This is a genomic window from Larkinella fluvii, from assembly GCF_051857545.1.
GTDB lineage: Bacteria > Bacteroidota > Bacteroidia > Cytophagales > Spirosomataceae > Larkinella.
On the sequence record NZ_JBPZHB010000021.1, the window covers coordinates 1 to 15,938 of the forward strand.

General features: G+C 46.7%; 13 protein-coding genes and 1 tRNA gene. 10 read left to right on the plus strand and 4 right to left on the minus strand.

All coding sequences use genetic code 11. The features are described from left to right. Positions 1-228 precede the first annotated feature (228 nt). The 4 genes from ACS5NO_RS32425 to ACS5NO_RS32440 all read right to left on the minus strand — a co-directional run bounded on the left by ACS5NO_RS32425 (position 229) and on the right by ACS5NO_RS32440 (position 2,639). Positions 229-302: transfer RNA gene (locus ACS5NO_RS32425), tRNA-Asn, on the minus strand. A gap of 79 nt (positions 303-381) precedes the next feature. Continuing rightward, complete coding sequence (locus ACS5NO_RS32430) at positions 382-681, minus strand: PH domain-containing protein (protein WP_114407125.1); 300 nt, start codon at positions 679-681, stop codon at positions 382-384. A gap of 36 nt (positions 682-717) precedes the next feature. Continuing rightward, positions 718-1,338 carry a 16S rRNA (guanine(527)-N(7))-methyltransferase RsmG gene (gene rsmG, locus ACS5NO_RS32435; protein WP_439418955.1) on the minus strand — a complete coding sequence of 207 codons (621 nt, stop codon included), beginning with the start codon at positions 1,336-1,338 and terminating at the stop codon, positions 718-720. Positions 1,339-1,448: 110 nt separating this feature from the next. Beyond that, entirely contained in the window at positions 1,449-2,639 is a 1,191-nt protein-coding gene (locus ACS5NO_RS32440) for a glycosyltransferase (protein WP_439418956.1), read from the minus strand. A gap of 156 nt (positions 2,640-2,795) precedes the next feature. Between ACS5NO_RS32440 and tgt the strand changes: the two genes are divergently transcribed. The 10 genes from tgt (at position 2,796) to ACS5NO_RS32490 (ending at position 15,847) form a co-directional block, all read left to right on the plus strand. Continuing rightward, complete coding sequence (gene tgt / locus ACS5NO_RS32445; protein WP_439418957.1) at positions 2,796-3,926, plus strand: tRNA guanosine(34) transglycosylase Tgt; 1,131 nt, start codon at positions 2,796-2,798, stop codon at positions 3,924-3,926. Positions 3,927-4,159: 233 nt separating this feature from the next. After that, on the plus strand, positions 4,160-5,620 hold the full coding sequence (locus tag ACS5NO_RS32450; RefSeq protein WP_165840956.1) for an OmpA family protein: 1,461 nt from the start codon (positions 4,160-4,162) through the stop codon (positions 5,618-5,620). Between the two features lie 237 nt (positions 5,621-5,857). Then, positions 5,858-8,209 carry an SLBB domain-containing protein gene (locus tag ACS5NO_RS32455; RefSeq protein WP_439418958.1) on the plus strand — a complete coding sequence of 784 codons (2,352 nt, stop codon included), beginning with the start codon at positions 5,858-5,860 and terminating at the stop codon, positions 8,207-8,209. Next, on the plus strand, positions 8,209-9,288 hold the full coding sequence (locus ACS5NO_RS32460; protein WP_439418959.1) for a GNVR domain-containing protein: 1,080 nt from the start codon (positions 8,209-8,211) through the stop codon (positions 9,286-9,288). Before ACS5NO_RS32455 ends, ACS5NO_RS32460 begins: the two co-directional genes overlap by 1 nt. Before the next feature lie 16 nt (positions 9,289-9,304). Further along, a complete protein-coding gene (locus ACS5NO_RS32465; RefSeq protein WP_439418960.1) occupies positions 9,305-10,561 on the plus strand; it encodes a nucleotide sugar dehydrogenase in 1,257 nt (418 codons plus the stop codon). After that, positions 10,558-11,928 (plus strand): oligosaccharide flippase family protein, encoded by a 1,371-nt coding sequence (locus ACS5NO_RS32470; protein WP_439418961.1) that lies wholly within the window; start codon positions 10,558-10,560, stop codon positions 11,926-11,928. The genes ACS5NO_RS32465 and ACS5NO_RS32470 overlap by 4 nt, the downstream gene beginning before the upstream one ends. Continuing rightward, complete coding sequence (locus ACS5NO_RS32475) at positions 11,925-12,827, plus strand: glycosyltransferase family 2 protein (protein WP_439418962.1); 903 nt, start codon at positions 11,925-11,927, stop codon at positions 12,825-12,827. Before ACS5NO_RS32470 ends, ACS5NO_RS32475 begins: the two co-directional genes overlap by 4 nt. 4 nt (positions 12,828-12,831) lie before the next feature. Further along, on the plus strand, positions 12,832-14,049 hold the full coding sequence (locus tag ACS5NO_RS32480) for an O-antigen polymerase (protein WP_439418963.1): 1,218 nt from the start codon (positions 12,832-12,834) through the stop codon (positions 14,047-14,049). A 7-nt stretch (positions 14,050-14,056) separates the two neighbouring features. Continuing rightward, a complete protein-coding gene (locus tag ACS5NO_RS32485; protein ID WP_439418964.1) occupies positions 14,057-14,953 on the plus strand; it encodes an alpha-1,2-fucosyltransferase in 897 nt (298 codons plus the stop codon). Positions 14,954-14,971: 18 nt separating this feature from the next. Further along, positions 14,972-15,847 carry a glycosyltransferase family 2 protein gene (locus tag ACS5NO_RS32490; RefSeq protein ID WP_439418965.1) on the plus strand — a complete coding sequence of 292 codons (876 nt, stop codon included), beginning with the start codon at positions 14,972-14,974 and terminating at the stop codon, positions 15,845-15,847. Positions 15,848-15,938: the final 91 nt, after the last annotated feature.

Here is a 15,938-nt window from a genome sequence, read left to right on the forward strand (position 1 = left end):
CTACGATAAAATCGGGTAACAGGTATTCGACTAAAGGCAGGAAACTCTCCAAGACGGTCAGGTTTGATGAAAAATACAAACCTAAAAAAATGCAACGCACTCCACAACTTTTGTACTTGATCCGCAAACGGGAGCGGGAGCAGGCAGGGGGGCGTATCAAATGCTGAAGTTTTGCGCAAATAAAAAGCCACTTACAAATTTGGGTTTGTAAGTGGCTGCTATTCAAAGCTCCCGAAGCTGGGCTCGAACCAGCGACCCTCTGATTAACAGTCAGATGCTCTAACCGACTGAGCTATTCGGGAGTGTTTTGTGGGTGCAAAAGTAAGTGTCCGGAAGAACTCTTGCAAACATTTTCTGCAAAAATCCACAAGAACTTTCGCTTTAGACCGCCGAAGAGCCCAAGGTCGGCACCCGCGTCAGAATTAACTCCTTGATCTGGCGGGCGTCACCCCGCGTAAAATTCTTGATGATAATTTCGGGCCGGGCCCGCGGAATGATCCGGATGGTGGAAAAAAACAGCCCATTGTCGATCTCTACGCCCGAAATATCGCCGTAAAAAACAAAACTGTCGGTGCCGCCAATCAATTTGTTGACGCGGAATGTTACCCCCTTGTCGTTGAATTCAACAACGTCGCGGTTGATGGGATCTTTGAAACCGCTGGATTTGAAAACTTCTGCCATAGCCTTTGCGTCGGGAACGCCCCAACTGTTGAACGATTATTTGGGTAGATAAATGACCTTCTTGGTTTCGAAAAACGGTTCGTCAAAATACGTGGATAATTCGTAAATCCGGTGCTTCTCCTGCACTTCGGCCAGCTCCTCGCTGACATCTCCGCCTTTCAGGTACAAAACCCCATTCCGAAGTTTATTGTTGCCGGTTTTCAGAATCTTGTAGCGCACCCAGCCCATGAACGGTTGCAGGCGCGTTACCGCCCGGCTGACCACAAAATCATAGGTGGATTCCAGGTGCTCCACCCGGGCCTGCTCCGCCTTCACGTTGGTGAGGCCCAGTGCCGAACTGATTTCCGTCACCACCTTGATTTTTTTGCCAATGCTGTCGACCAGATGGAAATCGACGAGCGGAAACAGAATCGCCAGCGGAATCCCTGGAAAGCCGCCCCCCGTGCCAACGTCCAGAATTTCGGTGCCGGGTACAAACTGAATGACTTTGGCAATGCCGAGCGAATGCAGCACGTGTTTCTCGTATAGAGAGTCGATATCCTGCCGCGAAACAACGTTGATCTGGGCGTTCCAGTGCCGGTATAAGTCGTCCAATGCCGCGAACTGCTCCAGTTGCCGCGCGGTTAAGTCGGGAAAGTATTTTTTAATCAGGTCCAAAAGTAGGTATGAATTATGAACGATGAACGATGAATGATGAATGATGAATGGCTGGCACAACTGATCTTAGTCGTCCACCGTTCATCATCCATCGTTCATCATTCATCATTCTATTTCCACTTCATAATGCGGTTTTTACGCCGTGGTCGCAGGGTCACAACACCCATGATACCGTAATAAATTCCCATCGTCAGATCCAGAACTGGTATGGCCATCCAGTCGACGGTGTGGCCCAGCCGGTAGCTGATCCGCCCGACGATGGCCCAGAAAACCAGCAACCGGAATCCAAACAATCCGCTGGCGATGAGCAACAGTTGGCCGTCGGGTTGGCTCAGCATACCGGACAGACCGGATTGCAAAACCGTAATCAGGGTGATCAGAGCGATGATGGGCCCCGTTAGCCAGGTCAGCACGTGGGAGAGGGACAAAAGCCCCAACAGGAATTTGTTGCGGGTTTTGTAATGCTTGCCCACCGACAAATGCCGCTGTTTCTGGTGCCACCATTCGGCAAAGGTCTCCTTTGGCTTCGAATACGTAAAGGTAGCCGGATGCACACTAATTGCAACGTTTCGGGCGGTGGCTACTTCGTTGATAAACAAATCGTCGTCGCCCCCCAACACCCGGATGTGGGAATAAAATCCTTTGTTTTCCAGAAACAATTTCCGACGGTACATCAGATTTCGCCCCACGCCCATATACGGCAGGCCCGCCAGTGCCATCGACAGGTATTGAACCGCCGTAAACAGGGTTTCGTAACGGATCAGCCGGTTGATCCAGCCGTGCTTTTTCCGGCGTTTGTAGGGGCCAAAACCCAGCACAATTTCTTTGTTCGGCCGGTCCATTTGTGTCACCATGCCCGCGAGCCAATAGTCGCCCGCCGGTTGGCAGTCGGCGTCGGTCAGCAGAATGAGGTCGTGGGCAGCACTGCGAATGCCGGTGGTCAGAGCGTATTTTTTGGGCGTCACATGATCATGTTCCCGGTCGATCCGGATGACCCGGACGTGCTCGAAACGGTCGGCGGCTTTTTCCAGAAACTCTTTCGTGCCGTCGCTCGACCGGTCGTCCATCACCAGCACTTCAAAATCCGGATAGATCTGGTCATCGAGCAGGGGCAGCAACGTCCGCAGGTTTTCCAGTTCATTCCACGCACATACGATGATGCTTACCGGCGGATCGACGGCAGGGGGGGCGGCCAGCAGTTTGAGCGAAGCCGCACCGTCCGGCGACCCGCTTTCGTCCGGGTCGGAGTAGAAAGCCAGTCGCGAAAAAATACCGAGAATATAAAGAAGTTGTATGCCCACAGATAATAAACACACAACCAGCACGATAAAGACCACGAAACGACGGAAATAAAGGGCCGCAAGGCCAAATTGGAATACGGTGGCAAATATACATATTTTGATTTTGGTCGCCGGACTTTCCACCTTTGCAGGCAAAAGATCGTAAAGCGACCCATCATGCAATTTACCCTACAGACAACCGATCCCCACTCAAAGGCGCGAACGGGACTCATCACCACCGACCACGGGTTGATTGAAACGCCCATTTTTATGCCCGTTGGAACGGCTGGAACGGTGAAAGCGGTTCACCAGCGCGAATTGGTAGCGGACGTCAAAGCGGAAATTATTCTGGGAAACACCTACCATTTGTATTTGCGTCCCGGTCTCGACATTCTGGAAAAAGCCGGCGGACTGCACCGGTTTAATGGCTGGGACCGTCCGATTCTGACCGACAGCGGAGGGTATCAGGTGTATTCGTTGTCCAACACCCGGAAAATAAAAGAAGAGGGCGTCACGTTTAAGTCGCACATCGATGGTTCCAAACATGTGTTTACGCCGGAAGGTGTTATGGATATTCAACGAATCATCGGGGCCGACATCATCATGGCGTTCGACGAATGCACACCGTATCCGTGCGAGTATGGCTACGCCCGGGCGTCGATGGAAATGACGCACCGCTGGCTGACCCGCTGCATTGACCGGTTTGATGCAACGGAAGGGAAATATGGCTATCAGCAAACCTTATTTCCTATCGTTCAGGGGAGTACGTACAAGGACCTCCGGCAGCAGTCGGCCGAATTTGTGGCCGAACAGCAGCGGGACGGAAACGCCATCGGCGGGCTGGCGGTGGGCGAGCCGGCGGAGGAAATGTATACAACCATTGAGCAGGTCAACGCCATTTTGCCGTCTGATAAACCCCGGTATCTAATGGGGGTCGGAACGCCCGAAAACATCCTGGAAGCCATCGCCCTGGGCATCGATATGTTCGACTGTGTGATGCCCACGCGGAATGCCCGGCACGGGGTTGTATTTACCACCCAGGGGATCATCAATATCAAGAATGAACGGTGGAAAGATGATTTTAGCCCGATCGATGCGGAGTTGGGCGGTTATGCCGGGACTTGTTACTCTAAAGCGTATTTAAGGCACTTAATCAGGTCAGAAGAAATTTTAGGCGCACAAATTGCGAGTCTTCAAAACCTTACCTTTTATTTATGGTTAGTGAAAGAGGCCCGGCAGGAGATCAATACCGGTAATTTCGTGAAATGGAAGTCGACAATGTCAAAAAAACTGATGCAACGCCTTTGATGGTAGCCAAATCCTGTTTTTCTTGTGCCGGTAAAACGAAACCGTATGAATTGAACAAAGCGGACGGTAACTTGTTTGTAAACTACCAGTGTCTTGTTTGTAAACTAAGCGAAAATCTATAGTTTTGCGGCAAAGCGTTGAAAGTTGCATAAAACGACCGGCTAAAGTAACCGACACAAGTTGTTTCACCACACTCAATGGTTTATTAACTGTCAAACAATAACCTGATAAGTATGAAAAAAGTATCCCTGTTCGTAAGGGCAATGGGACTGGCTCTTCTGGCAGCGACAGGTGCCAGTGCCCAGTATAACCCGAAAGCCTCGTATGAAGGTCCTGCAAAACTGAACACCTGGTCAGTTTCTGTCATGGGCGGACCCACTCAATTCTTTGGAGACCTGAGGGAATATGACTTCTATCCGGTTTCGAAAACCGGATTTGACAGCTACAACGAACGTAAGTCGGCGTTCTTTGGCGTGGCCGTCGGGAAGCAATTGTCTCACCTGTTTGGCCTCCAGCTCGATGGGCAATTCGGTAATTTAGTCGGTATGAAGCGCCGGCTCTATTATTCTTATTTTCGATCAAACTTCATCCAAACCGACCTGACGGGAAGTGTGAACCTGAAAAGTCTGCTGTTTGGTATCAATAAAATGAAGCGCTGGAAAGTTGATGCCTACACCGGTTTGGGTGTCATGTTCTTTAAGTCAACCGCCTACGAGTTAGGAACCGGCCGTGTGCGTCGCTGGACCAAAACCAACAATGGCGATGGCATCCTGCGTGAGGCCAAATACGAAAAAGACTGGGTGATTCCTGTTGGTCTGGCTGTTAACTACGAAGTTAGCTCCCGTTTCGATGTGGGTCTGGACTTCCGGTTTTCAAACGTCAACACCGACCGGCTCGATGCCACCATCGGGGGAAACAGCTCCAGTTACTTCGATCAGTTCGGCACCCGCGGTCAATTTGACAACGCTTTCGAACGGAAAGGGGAATCGAACCTGGACAAGTGGGGTTACGCAGCCGTATCGGTTACCTACAAACTAGGCAAAAACGCGATCAAGGTTCAAAAAGTGAACGGCAAATACGAGTACGACACGACCAAAGGGACGTATCACCTCCGCTGGACCGATCCTCGCAATCTGATCAAACCGCCGGTCATCCTGACGCTGGAGCAAATCGACTCGGTAGCCAAAGCCAACCGGCCTAAAGACATCGACCCCCGTTTGCTAATGGATACAGATAATGACGGTGTTTCGGATTACTTCGACCGTCAGCCTAACACGCCGGCTGGTAGCATCGTCTCCGGTGCGGGTGAAGCCATCGACTTCGATAAGTACGTAAGTGCTGCTCTGCCGGGTATTGCCTGTGCCGAAATCCTGACCAACGTCGCTTTCGACACCGATAAAAACATCATCAAGCCGCAGTACTACGACATGCTGAACAAAGTGGTTGAATTGCTGAACAAAACGCAATGCCGCCTGCAACTGTCGGGTCACGCTGACCGCCGTGCTTCTGACCGGTACAACATCGCGCTGTCGCGCCGTCGTGTTGAAGCCGTCAAGAACTACCTGGTGAAACAAGGTCTGAATGATGCCAACCGCATTATCATCGACTACTTCGGATCGTTCAAACCCATCGGTGACAACTCCCGTGCCGGTCTGACGAAAAACCGCCGGGTTGAACTGCGCCTGGTTCCGTAAGGAGTTCGTTTAAAAAACAATAAAAAAAGCCCCGAAGGTGTAACCTTTCGGGGCTTTTTGCGTCTCAATAGAGTCGGTTATGAAAGGTAGGCTTGGGAGAGAACGGATCCGGAGAAAGACCGGCTATCTTTTCCGTCAGTATCTTATTTATAATGAGGTATTTAGTTTCTACCTGCCGAATTTAATCTTCGCCTTTTTTCTTTGGTGCAGTATTTCAGTCATTCAATTATTCACAACGTGCATTTAATCGGTACGAAGAAACGTAGCGTATTGGGCCAGACGATGGGCCTGTTCATTTTATTTCAGTTATTCACCAGTACAACGCCAGCCTTTGCGCAAAAGGTAAGCGAATTGACGGACGAGCAGGTTCGCCAGTTTGTCGGGCAAGCGAAGAGCAGCGGTTTATCTGAAACCCAGATTGAGCAATTAGCCGCGTCACGTGGCTACACACCGACGGATGTAAGAAAAATGCGGGAGCGCATCAATGCACTGGAGCGAACACCGGCACCGATTCAATTAACGCCTGCTCAGGTTGGGCGCGAACAACTCGATAAAACGTCTCTTAGCACGGTTTCTGTTTCGCGTGAAGACACCATCAGGCGCAACCCACCGGTTTTCGGAACCAGCCTGTTTTCGTCCGCTAATTTGACTTTTGAACCCAATCTGCGGATTCCTACGCCGAGGAACTACCAAATCGGCCCGGAAGATGAGCTGATTATCGACGTATATGGGAACGCACAGCAAAATTACCGGCTCAAAGTCAGTCCTGAGGGGGCCATCAAGTTAGAAAATTTAAGTCCGGTTTATGTCAACGGATTGACCATTGAGCAAGCCGAACAACGGATTGTCGGACGGCTGCGTCAGGTGTATGCCGGTTTGAATGCCAAAGGAAGTGGCGTTTTTGCGACCATCAGCCTGGGAAGTATCCGAAGCATTAAAGTCACGCTGCTCGGACAGGTTGTGCAACCCGGAACGTATACCTTGTCTTCGCTGGCGACGGTATTCAACGCGCTTTACGTAGCCGGAGGTCCCGATCCTGATCGGGGTTCGTTTCGTGACATTCGCGTGTATCGGGGAAACCGGCTGATTCGCACGCTGGATGTATACGACTTTTTACTTCGCGCCGATCAGAAAGATAACATCAGGCTGCAGGACCAGGACATCGTTTTTGTAAACCACTACGATACGCGGATTGAGCTGACGGGTGAAGTAAAACAACCGGCTATTTACGAAGTTCGGAGCGGAGAATTACTGAAGAATGTGCTGGCTTTTGCGGGCGGTTTGACGGATAAAGCGTACACGGCGTCATTAACGTTGCACCGGAATACGGCCAAAGAACGGCAAATCGTGACGATTCCCTCCGCTGACATACCGTATTTTGTGCCGCAGCGCGGTGATGTCTATTCCGTGGGGGCTATTATCAATCGCTACGAAAACCGGGTGACGATCAGCGGGGCCGTATTTCGGCCCGGGGTTTACGCGTTGCAGAGCAGTTATACCGTGCGGCAATTGATTGCCACTGCCGAAGGATTGCGGGAAGATGCGTTTCTGAACCGGGCAACGATCCGGCGCCTGCGGAATAATCTGGACCCTGAACTCATCGCGGTTGATCTGGGTAAACTGATGCGCGGAGAAATCAATGACATCAGCCTACAGCGGGAAGACGTTGTTTCGGTGGCCTCTTACGGCGAATTAAGGGAACGCCGAACTGTGCGTATTCATGGCGCTGTCAATAAACCCAACGTGTTCGATTATGCCGACAGCATGAGCGTCGCCAACCTGATTATTCTGGCGGGTGGTTTTTCCGATGGAGCAACCGCCACCCGAATCGAAATTGCCCGACGGGTCCGGAAAGACACTACCGACCTGCCCGGCAACCAAAGTATCCGGCTTTTTCAGTTTGAACTGAACGATCAACTCAAACTCACCGAAGCGGACGCCCGGTTTGTTCTTTTTCCGTTCGATGAGGTGTTTGTACGAACATTACCCCGGTATGAATCACAGAAATCCGTCATCATTACCGGCGAAGTTCCTTATCCGGGTCAGTATCCGATTCGGGACAAATCCGAACGCATTACGGAATTGATTGCCCGTGCCGGGGGGCTTCGTCCGGAAGCGTATCTGAAAGCAACCCGGTTTGTTCGCAACGGAGAACTTCTATCAGTTGATATTCAGGAGATTATTAAAAAGCCCTTTGACACGGGAAACCTCCTGCTGCTGAAAGGAGATTCTATTCACATTCCCAGAAAAACGGAATTGGTGCGAATTCGGGGCGAAGTGCTTAATCCGGCCGTTATTGATTTCAATCAGTCCAAGTCGATAAAATCCTACATCAGCGGCTCAGGAGGATTTACGTCCAAAGCGTTCCGCAAAAAGGTGTACGTCGTTTATGCGAATGGAAAAGTGAAACGAACCAAAGAGTTTCTGGGCTTGCGGTTTTACCCGGACCCAGAGCCTGGAATGGACATCATGGTGCCGGTTCGACCGCCCCGGTCGGAGAGCAAACTGTCGGCTCCCGAGCGGGTGGCCGTGATGACGGGCATTACATCACTGGCAGCGGTGGTGCTAACCATTATCCGGCTATTTTAATGAAAAAGTATATAACTTTGCTGCCGATCGAGGCTCGGAATATCCGGCAACCTTCACACCTGGATCCCGAGTGGGCTTTGGTTGCGGTGTGGCATCAGAAAGCCTCTGTCCTGCTCATCGCTTTTTTGTTTGGGGGCATGGGCGTTATCATGGCCCTATTGAGTCCTTTTGAATACACATCGGAGGTTCGGGTGATGCCGGAATTGCAGGCACGGTCGGCCTTGAATTTAAAGCGGTTTGGGGCATTAGCCGAATTGGCGGGAATCAACCTGGAAGGGGTTAGTAACACGGAAGCCATCCGGCCGGACCTCTATCCGGATGTGCTGAAAAGCACTCCTTTCATTTTATATTTGCTGAATCAGTCCGTCACGACGGTTAAAAAAAGCAAATATACTACCTTAGCGGCTTTCCTGACTCAGGAGTCTTTTTCGTGGACCGATCGGTTTTTGGACCGGAAGTCGTTTCCGGTTCCTCAATTGATTGACGACCGGCAGGCGCTGCGTCTGACGCGGGATCAGGAGCAATTGATCAAGGATACGAAAGAGCGCATTTTATCCGATTTAGATAAACAATCCGGGGTTATTATCATTCGGGTAAAAATGCCGGATGCCGAAGTTGCGGCTCAGGTTAGTCAACGGGCAATCGATTATTTGACCCGCTATGTGATTCATTACCGGACTGAGAAAACCCGTTCCGATCTGAAATTTCTTTCAGAGCGGTTTCGGGAAGCCAAACAACGGTATGACCGGGCGATGGTCAATCTGTCAGCTTACAAGGACCAGCACCGGTATATGGTTACGGAGATTGGAACGATTGAAGAGCGCCGTTTGCAGGCAGAATTTGAATTAGCGCAGGGTTTATACAGTACCATTACCCAGCAATATGAACAAACCCGAATCAAAATACAGGAAGAGACCCCTATTTTGAAAATGCTGGAGCCTGCCCAAGTTCCTACCAAACGGAGCGAACCGCGTCGGACCATCATGGTGTTGGTGGCGGTTTTGATGGGCGGGCTTTTTGGTATAGGGATTGCACTGGTACGACATATAGATTGGCAACCTCTGTCAATAGAAAGATAAGCGAGACTATAAAATCATGGATTCGGTACGCATTGCAATTGTTGGTTTAGGGTACGTGGGTTTACCACTGGCACTGGAATTTGGAAAGCAATACGACGTCGTCGGGTATGACATCGATGAGCGCAGGATCGACGAATTGCATGGCGGTTACGACCGAACCCGGGAAACGGATGAGACAACCCTTCGGCAAACAAACCGCCTGCGGTTTTCGTCCCATCTGGACGACATTGCCGGTTGTACGGTCTATATTGTTACGGTTCCAACTCCGGTCGATGCCTATAAAAAACCGGATTTACGACCTTTGCTGGGGGCAACACGCGACCTTGGAAAGGTCCTGAAAAAAGGAGATCTGGTTATTTATGAATCGACGGTTTATCCGGGCTGTACGGAGGAAGAATGCGTGCCAGTTCTTGAAAAAGGCTCCGGACTGACCTACAACGTCGATTTTTATTGCGGTTACTCACCGGAACGGATTAATCCGGGCGACAAGGTTCATACGCTAACCACCATTCGGAAAGTCACCTCCGGATCGACGCCGGAAATCGCCCTTGTGGTAGATCAATTATACGCATCGATTATTCAGGCGGGAACCCATAGGGCCACGTCGATCAAAGTGGCCGAAGCCAGCAAAGCCATTGAAAATGCCCAGCGCGATGTCAACATTTCGTTTGTTAATGAACTGGCACTGATGTTCGATCGAATGGGAATCGACACACTGGAAGTTCTGGAGGCCGCCGGAACGAAATGGAACTTTCTGAAATTCAAACCGGGTCTGGTAGGAGGGCACTGCATTGGAGTGGACCCGTATTACCTGGCTCACAAGGCCGAAAGCCTGGGGTACTACCCGCAGGTAATTCTGTCCGGACGACGCATCAATGACAACATGGGCGTGTTTGTCGCCAGCAAACTGGTAAAACTCATGATTCGGAAAGGGCACACGATCAACGGTTCGCGCGTTTTGTTATTGGGCATTACCTTTAAAGAAAACTGTCCCGACATCCGCAATTCACGGGTCATCGATATTTACCGGGAGTTGGTCGAGTATGGCATTCAGGTCGAAGTACATGATCCGTGGGCTAATGCCGACGAGGTTGAAAAGGAGTACGGTTTTCGGCTGATTAGCCAGCCCGATGGTCGTTACGACGGCATTGTCATGGCGGTGGCACATGAACCCTTCCGGGAACTGGATTATCCGGCTTTGCAAAATGAGAAAACCGTCATTTATGATCTGAAGGGGTTGTTAGAGAAGGATAAAGTGGATAGCCGGTTGTGAAGAAAGAACTCGTGCTTGCTGGGATTGTAAAAAAAATAGCGTTATCAGATCGGGATACGACACCTGTCAAATTAATAGCCTTGACAGGCCTCAGTATTCTGGTTACGTTAGTCATTAATTATCTTTTGGCTGAACAGGTCACCCCAGATCAATACGGGTCGTGGCGCTTATTTCTAATGATCGCATCATTTTCCGGTTTTTTCCATTTTGGGTTTGCCGACGGAATTAACATTCAGTGGATTTTCAGGGATCGATCAGAATGGCAGAAATCTGCCAACCGCGATTTTGCCTACTTTTTTATTCAGCAAACCGTACTCTATGGTATTGTTGTTCTCGTATTGCACAGCCAGCTAGTTCCTCAGATAAAAATTTCTTTAACAAACAGTATTTGCTTGGCAAATCAAATATTGCTACAGAATAGTATCGGTTTGATCCAATCGTACTTTAATCGCGCTCAGAAGTTTTACTACGGTGCCGTATTGACCTTGTTTGGTCAGATTGGTTTTTGCCTTGGCATTTTATTTTACCGAGCCGGATATCTGGCAACAATCGATCTTTTTTTACTCAGTAATATTCAACTGGGTGTGGTGGCAATCCCCATGCTGTACCTGCTATTCCGGGAGATAAAGCAACGCCCGCTTATGGACCGGAGAGATCTTCATTTTAAGACGTTTTTCTACGCTTTCAGAAAATCGGTTGGCGTAGGACTTCCAATCTTGCTTACCGGCCTTCTTTTCCTAGGCTTTCAAAACATTGACAAATTACTTATTTCAAGATATTATCCCGCAACTGACTTTGGCTATTATGCGTTTGCATCGGCACTACTGAATGTGGTGTTGACACTCGTTGTATCAATAAGTAATTTTTTAATGCAAAAAATGGCGTTTAATCCTCATTCTGTTGAAATATATTACGATAAATCAGTGAAAACTATTTCGGTTTTATTTTCTGTTCTGCTAATCTGTATAATACCATTACAGTGGATTGCTGATAAATTGATTCCAAACTATTCGAATTCGACACTATATCTGGCCTATCTGGCCGGTTCTATCGGTCCCTATATATTGATACAATTAATCCAATTTAGCATGTTTAAGATTTTACAGAAACAGAAATTTTTTTTAGTAATGTCAATACTGGTGTTTAGCCTGATAACGGGCGTAATGTCGCTGCTGGTAATAAATCAGGTTCCATTGACTACAATCGCATTTATGTCAGCTTTAATGTCTTACAGTTGGTACTTGGCCAGTGATGTACTATTGTGTTCTATTAAACCAGAATTTAAATCTAAACAAACAGAAAGATATTTGTACGTGGTAATGACTGCTTTTTTATACGTGTTTATAGTATTTGCAGACTCCATATGATGGTCAGAGTAATTATACTTAATTACAACACCGTAGAGCTTACTCTAAAATGTGTTGATTATGTACTTCAACAAAATGAGCCTGACTGCCACATTGTGGTAGTTGATAATGGGTCATTAGAAAAGTATTATCAAGAACTAAAGTTGAAATTACCTGCTTCAGTTAACTTAATAAGATTTGAAAAGAATGCAGGTTTTTCCGCTGGTAATAATCGCGGCTGTGGCCGAATAGAAAATTTACCTGATCCTGATTACTATTTGTTTATCAATAGTGATGCTTTTCTGACAGAACCGGGCACTATTAAAACACTGCGCACAACATTAGCAAGCCAGTCCCAGGCCGTTGCCATTTCACCCCTTGTCCACACCACTTCAAATTCTGTACCCGTTCGTTTTCAGATTCAGGTGAGAAGAATTCTGCCACCTGGCTGGCTGGTAGTTTGCCACAGCCCGACCCTGCGCCGTTTACCGTTTATCAGACAGCGGTATCATCGTTTCATATACCGCGATTTGGTTCCCTATAGTGAAAACGTGTACCCCGTAGAAAGTATAAACGGTGCTGTATTCATGATGAAAAGTGATTTTCTTCACCACATTGGATTATTGGATCAGGGGACATTTTTATATCTGGAAGAGGTAGTTTTAGGGGAGCAGATTCGCAGAGAAGGTAGAATATGCTTATTACACGGTGGCGTTATTGTGCCCCATATTCAGGGTGCGACAACCGGAAGCCAGCGCGGAAAGCTGAGTCAAAAATCGTTTAATTTTTTTGTAGATAGTGAGGCTTATCTGTTAAGGAAATATCACAACTACTCAACTTTCCATTTAGGGATAATCAGAAAAATGCGCCTTTTTGAATTCTTCATCAAATCAATGATGACTCGTTTTACCAATCAGTAAGGAGATGATAATCGTATTTTTCCTGAATCTACTATTCTTACTGGCTATTTGGGGGCTTATTTACATCATAAAGAAAAGAGTAACCAACACGGGATATATCGAAATTTATTCTTTATTGTGGTTTCTTTTAATCATAGGTTCTCAACTTTCAGGGCCAACTTATTATATTAAAATAACCACATTATTTGTATTATATTTGGCGTGGATGTTGTTTCTTATTCCTTCCTTTTTTATTTTTTCGAATAAAAAAGATACTGCCGTTGTTTTTACCCCGATAAAAAATAGATTAAAGCTAGCCATAGTTTTTTTAGTATGTACAAGTTTACTGGTTAATATTATTTCTTTGTATACATTACTTGGAGGAGTGAATTTTTTCAAACTTGGATTGGTTGCATTACGGGTAGAAGGAAGGCAATTGTTAGATGAGCAATCAACTGTTTTTTATCAACTCTTTGCGAAATGTTTTATTATTTATATTCCTCTTGCTATGCTAGGATATAAAGATAAAATTATAAGTAAATTTAGTTTGGTAGGCATTTGCTTTATTGGCTTATTTACGTGTGTAGTTACGCTTACAAGAGCACCAATATTGTCATGGGCAATCACTATCATTACTTCATGTAGTGTTTACTTTAAATTTTCGAGTAAAAGTTACTATTTGACAATTATCTATCTTGTGTCTCCAATTGTGATAGTTACGTTACTGGTAACTGATATTGATCAGGAATTGTTAAATACCATTAAATTGTATTTATTTGGAGGGGTAAAGGCTTATGAAACAATATTGAATGGTGATTATCCGGATAAATCATTTTATGATATTAATTGGTATAGTATTGATTTTATCAGTTATCTATTAAAAAAAATAGGTTTAATCGAGCGTTATCCACCATTGATTCGGGAGTATACCTATATTCCCCACACCAACGTCTATACGTACCTGGACGCTGCAACTTTAGATATAGGTATGGCCGGTGTATTCTTTTCTGCGATTTCTTTTGGTTCCATTGCTGCTTACGTTCATACTAAAGCTAATGCAACGAAGGATATAGTATATGTTTCCTATTACTGTTTTATTAATTATGCTATTGCTATCTCATTCATGAATAACGAATTAATCAGGATAAGTGGATTTATTCTTATTATGGAATTATTACTTATAAGAATGTTTATTAGAACCAATCATCTAAAAAATGATGAACAGTCTGTTCTGAAAAATTGATACCTTTATGATTGTTGTTGAATTAAAAGGTGGTTTGGGAAATCAGTTATTTCAATATGCGTTGGGCAGAAGCCTTGCGCACCAGCACAAAACCGAACTGGTTGTCGATCGGCAATTCCTGATGAATCGGAAAGTAACAGGACAGAATATAGTTTACAGAAATTTTGACCTTGATCTACTTTCTATTCACCCTGCGGAGGCCACTTCATTCATTTCACGGAGGTATGGTACCAGCGGTTCTTTGCCAGGGCGGATCGTGAAACGGTTTCTGAATCGACTGATTCAGTCTGGTCCACTGCGGTATGTTGAGGAGCAAACACCATTTCAGCAAGACATCCGGATCAGGCAGGCAGGAAAGAATCTATATTTAAGCGGTTATTGGCAATCTGTTCAGTATTTCCAGGCGGTAGAAAACGAACTGAAAGCCGAATTACAGTTTGCAAAGCCTATTCCTTCGTTTGCAAACGGATTGGCTGAAGACATCCAGCAACAACAATCGGTTTGTGTTCATGTACGGCGGAGTGACTTTGTGACAAATTTGCGTCATAACATTATTCAGAGAGATTATTACCAGCAAGCCGAACAGATGATCCGACAGCGTGGGATAGCGCCAATCTTTTATGTGTTTTCCGACGATATAGATTGGTGCCGGGCCCATCTTCGGTTTGATGGTCCTACGGTTTATGTAGGCGACGAGTATGCAGGTGAACGGGCTGGAACCTATTTGCACCTGATGACACTCTGCCATCATTTTATCATACCCAACAGTACCTTTAGCTGGTGGGCTGCGTGGTTGAGCAAACATGCCGACAAAATGGTCATTGTTCCGAAGAATTGGGTGTATGACCGTGGTACTTTTATCAAGTCGGATGAACTGGTTTATCCCGGCTGGATTCAACTTTAAACAAAAAGAGGTAATTGTATGCCTGTGGTTACCGTTGGCTTACCGGTTTATAACGCTGCTCCCTACCTGGCCGATACCATTCAGTCGGTCTTGAACCAAACGTTCCAGGATTGGGAATTGCTTATTGTTGATGATGGGTCGACGGATAACTCGGTTGGTATTGCCCGTTCGTTTAGCGATTCCCGAATAAAACTCGTTGTGGATGGTAAAAACCGTAATCAGAGCGTCCGACTCAATCAGATTTGTCGGATGGCCAAAAGTCCGTATATCGCCCGCATGGATGCTGACGATATTATGACCATTGACCGGCTTCAGATGCAAATTGCTTTCATGGAAGAGAATAGAACGGTAGATTTAGTGAGTTCGTTTGTCTATTCAATTGACTTCAATAACCGATTGCAGGGTATCCGGGGATCAACGTCTATGCCTAAGACGTTGGGTGAGGCTGTCACAGGATTCCCTATCATCCATCCTGCGGTTCTCACCCGCCGTCGCTGGTCTTTGAAAAATCCCTACAATGAGCAAATTCCGCGAGTTCAGGATTATGAACTCTGGATGCGAACTTTTTTGACCAGTCAATTTGCCATCATTGATCGTCCCTTGCTGTTTTACCGGGAAATCGGTATACCCTATAAAAAGAAATACCTGAATTCCTCTGCGCAGATACGATCTATTCTTCGAAGACAATACCGCCATAAACTGGGTATACAAAAAATGACGCAAGTCTTGATCGCTACCAGATTAAAAGATGCATTGTATACCTTATTCAGTTTCTTTAAACAGGAAGACTGGTTGTTGATGAGACGAAATCGACCCTTACACATGCACGAACTGGACGATGCTCAAAAGATGCTGACCCAATCGATTCAACGCAATCTGACACACAGGCTATGAACCGGAATCATGCCCTTGTCCAAACGTCTAGTGTACCGGTTTCCTTAACTTTTTATCGGAGTGCAGTTTATTTTATTGAGTTAAATTGCTT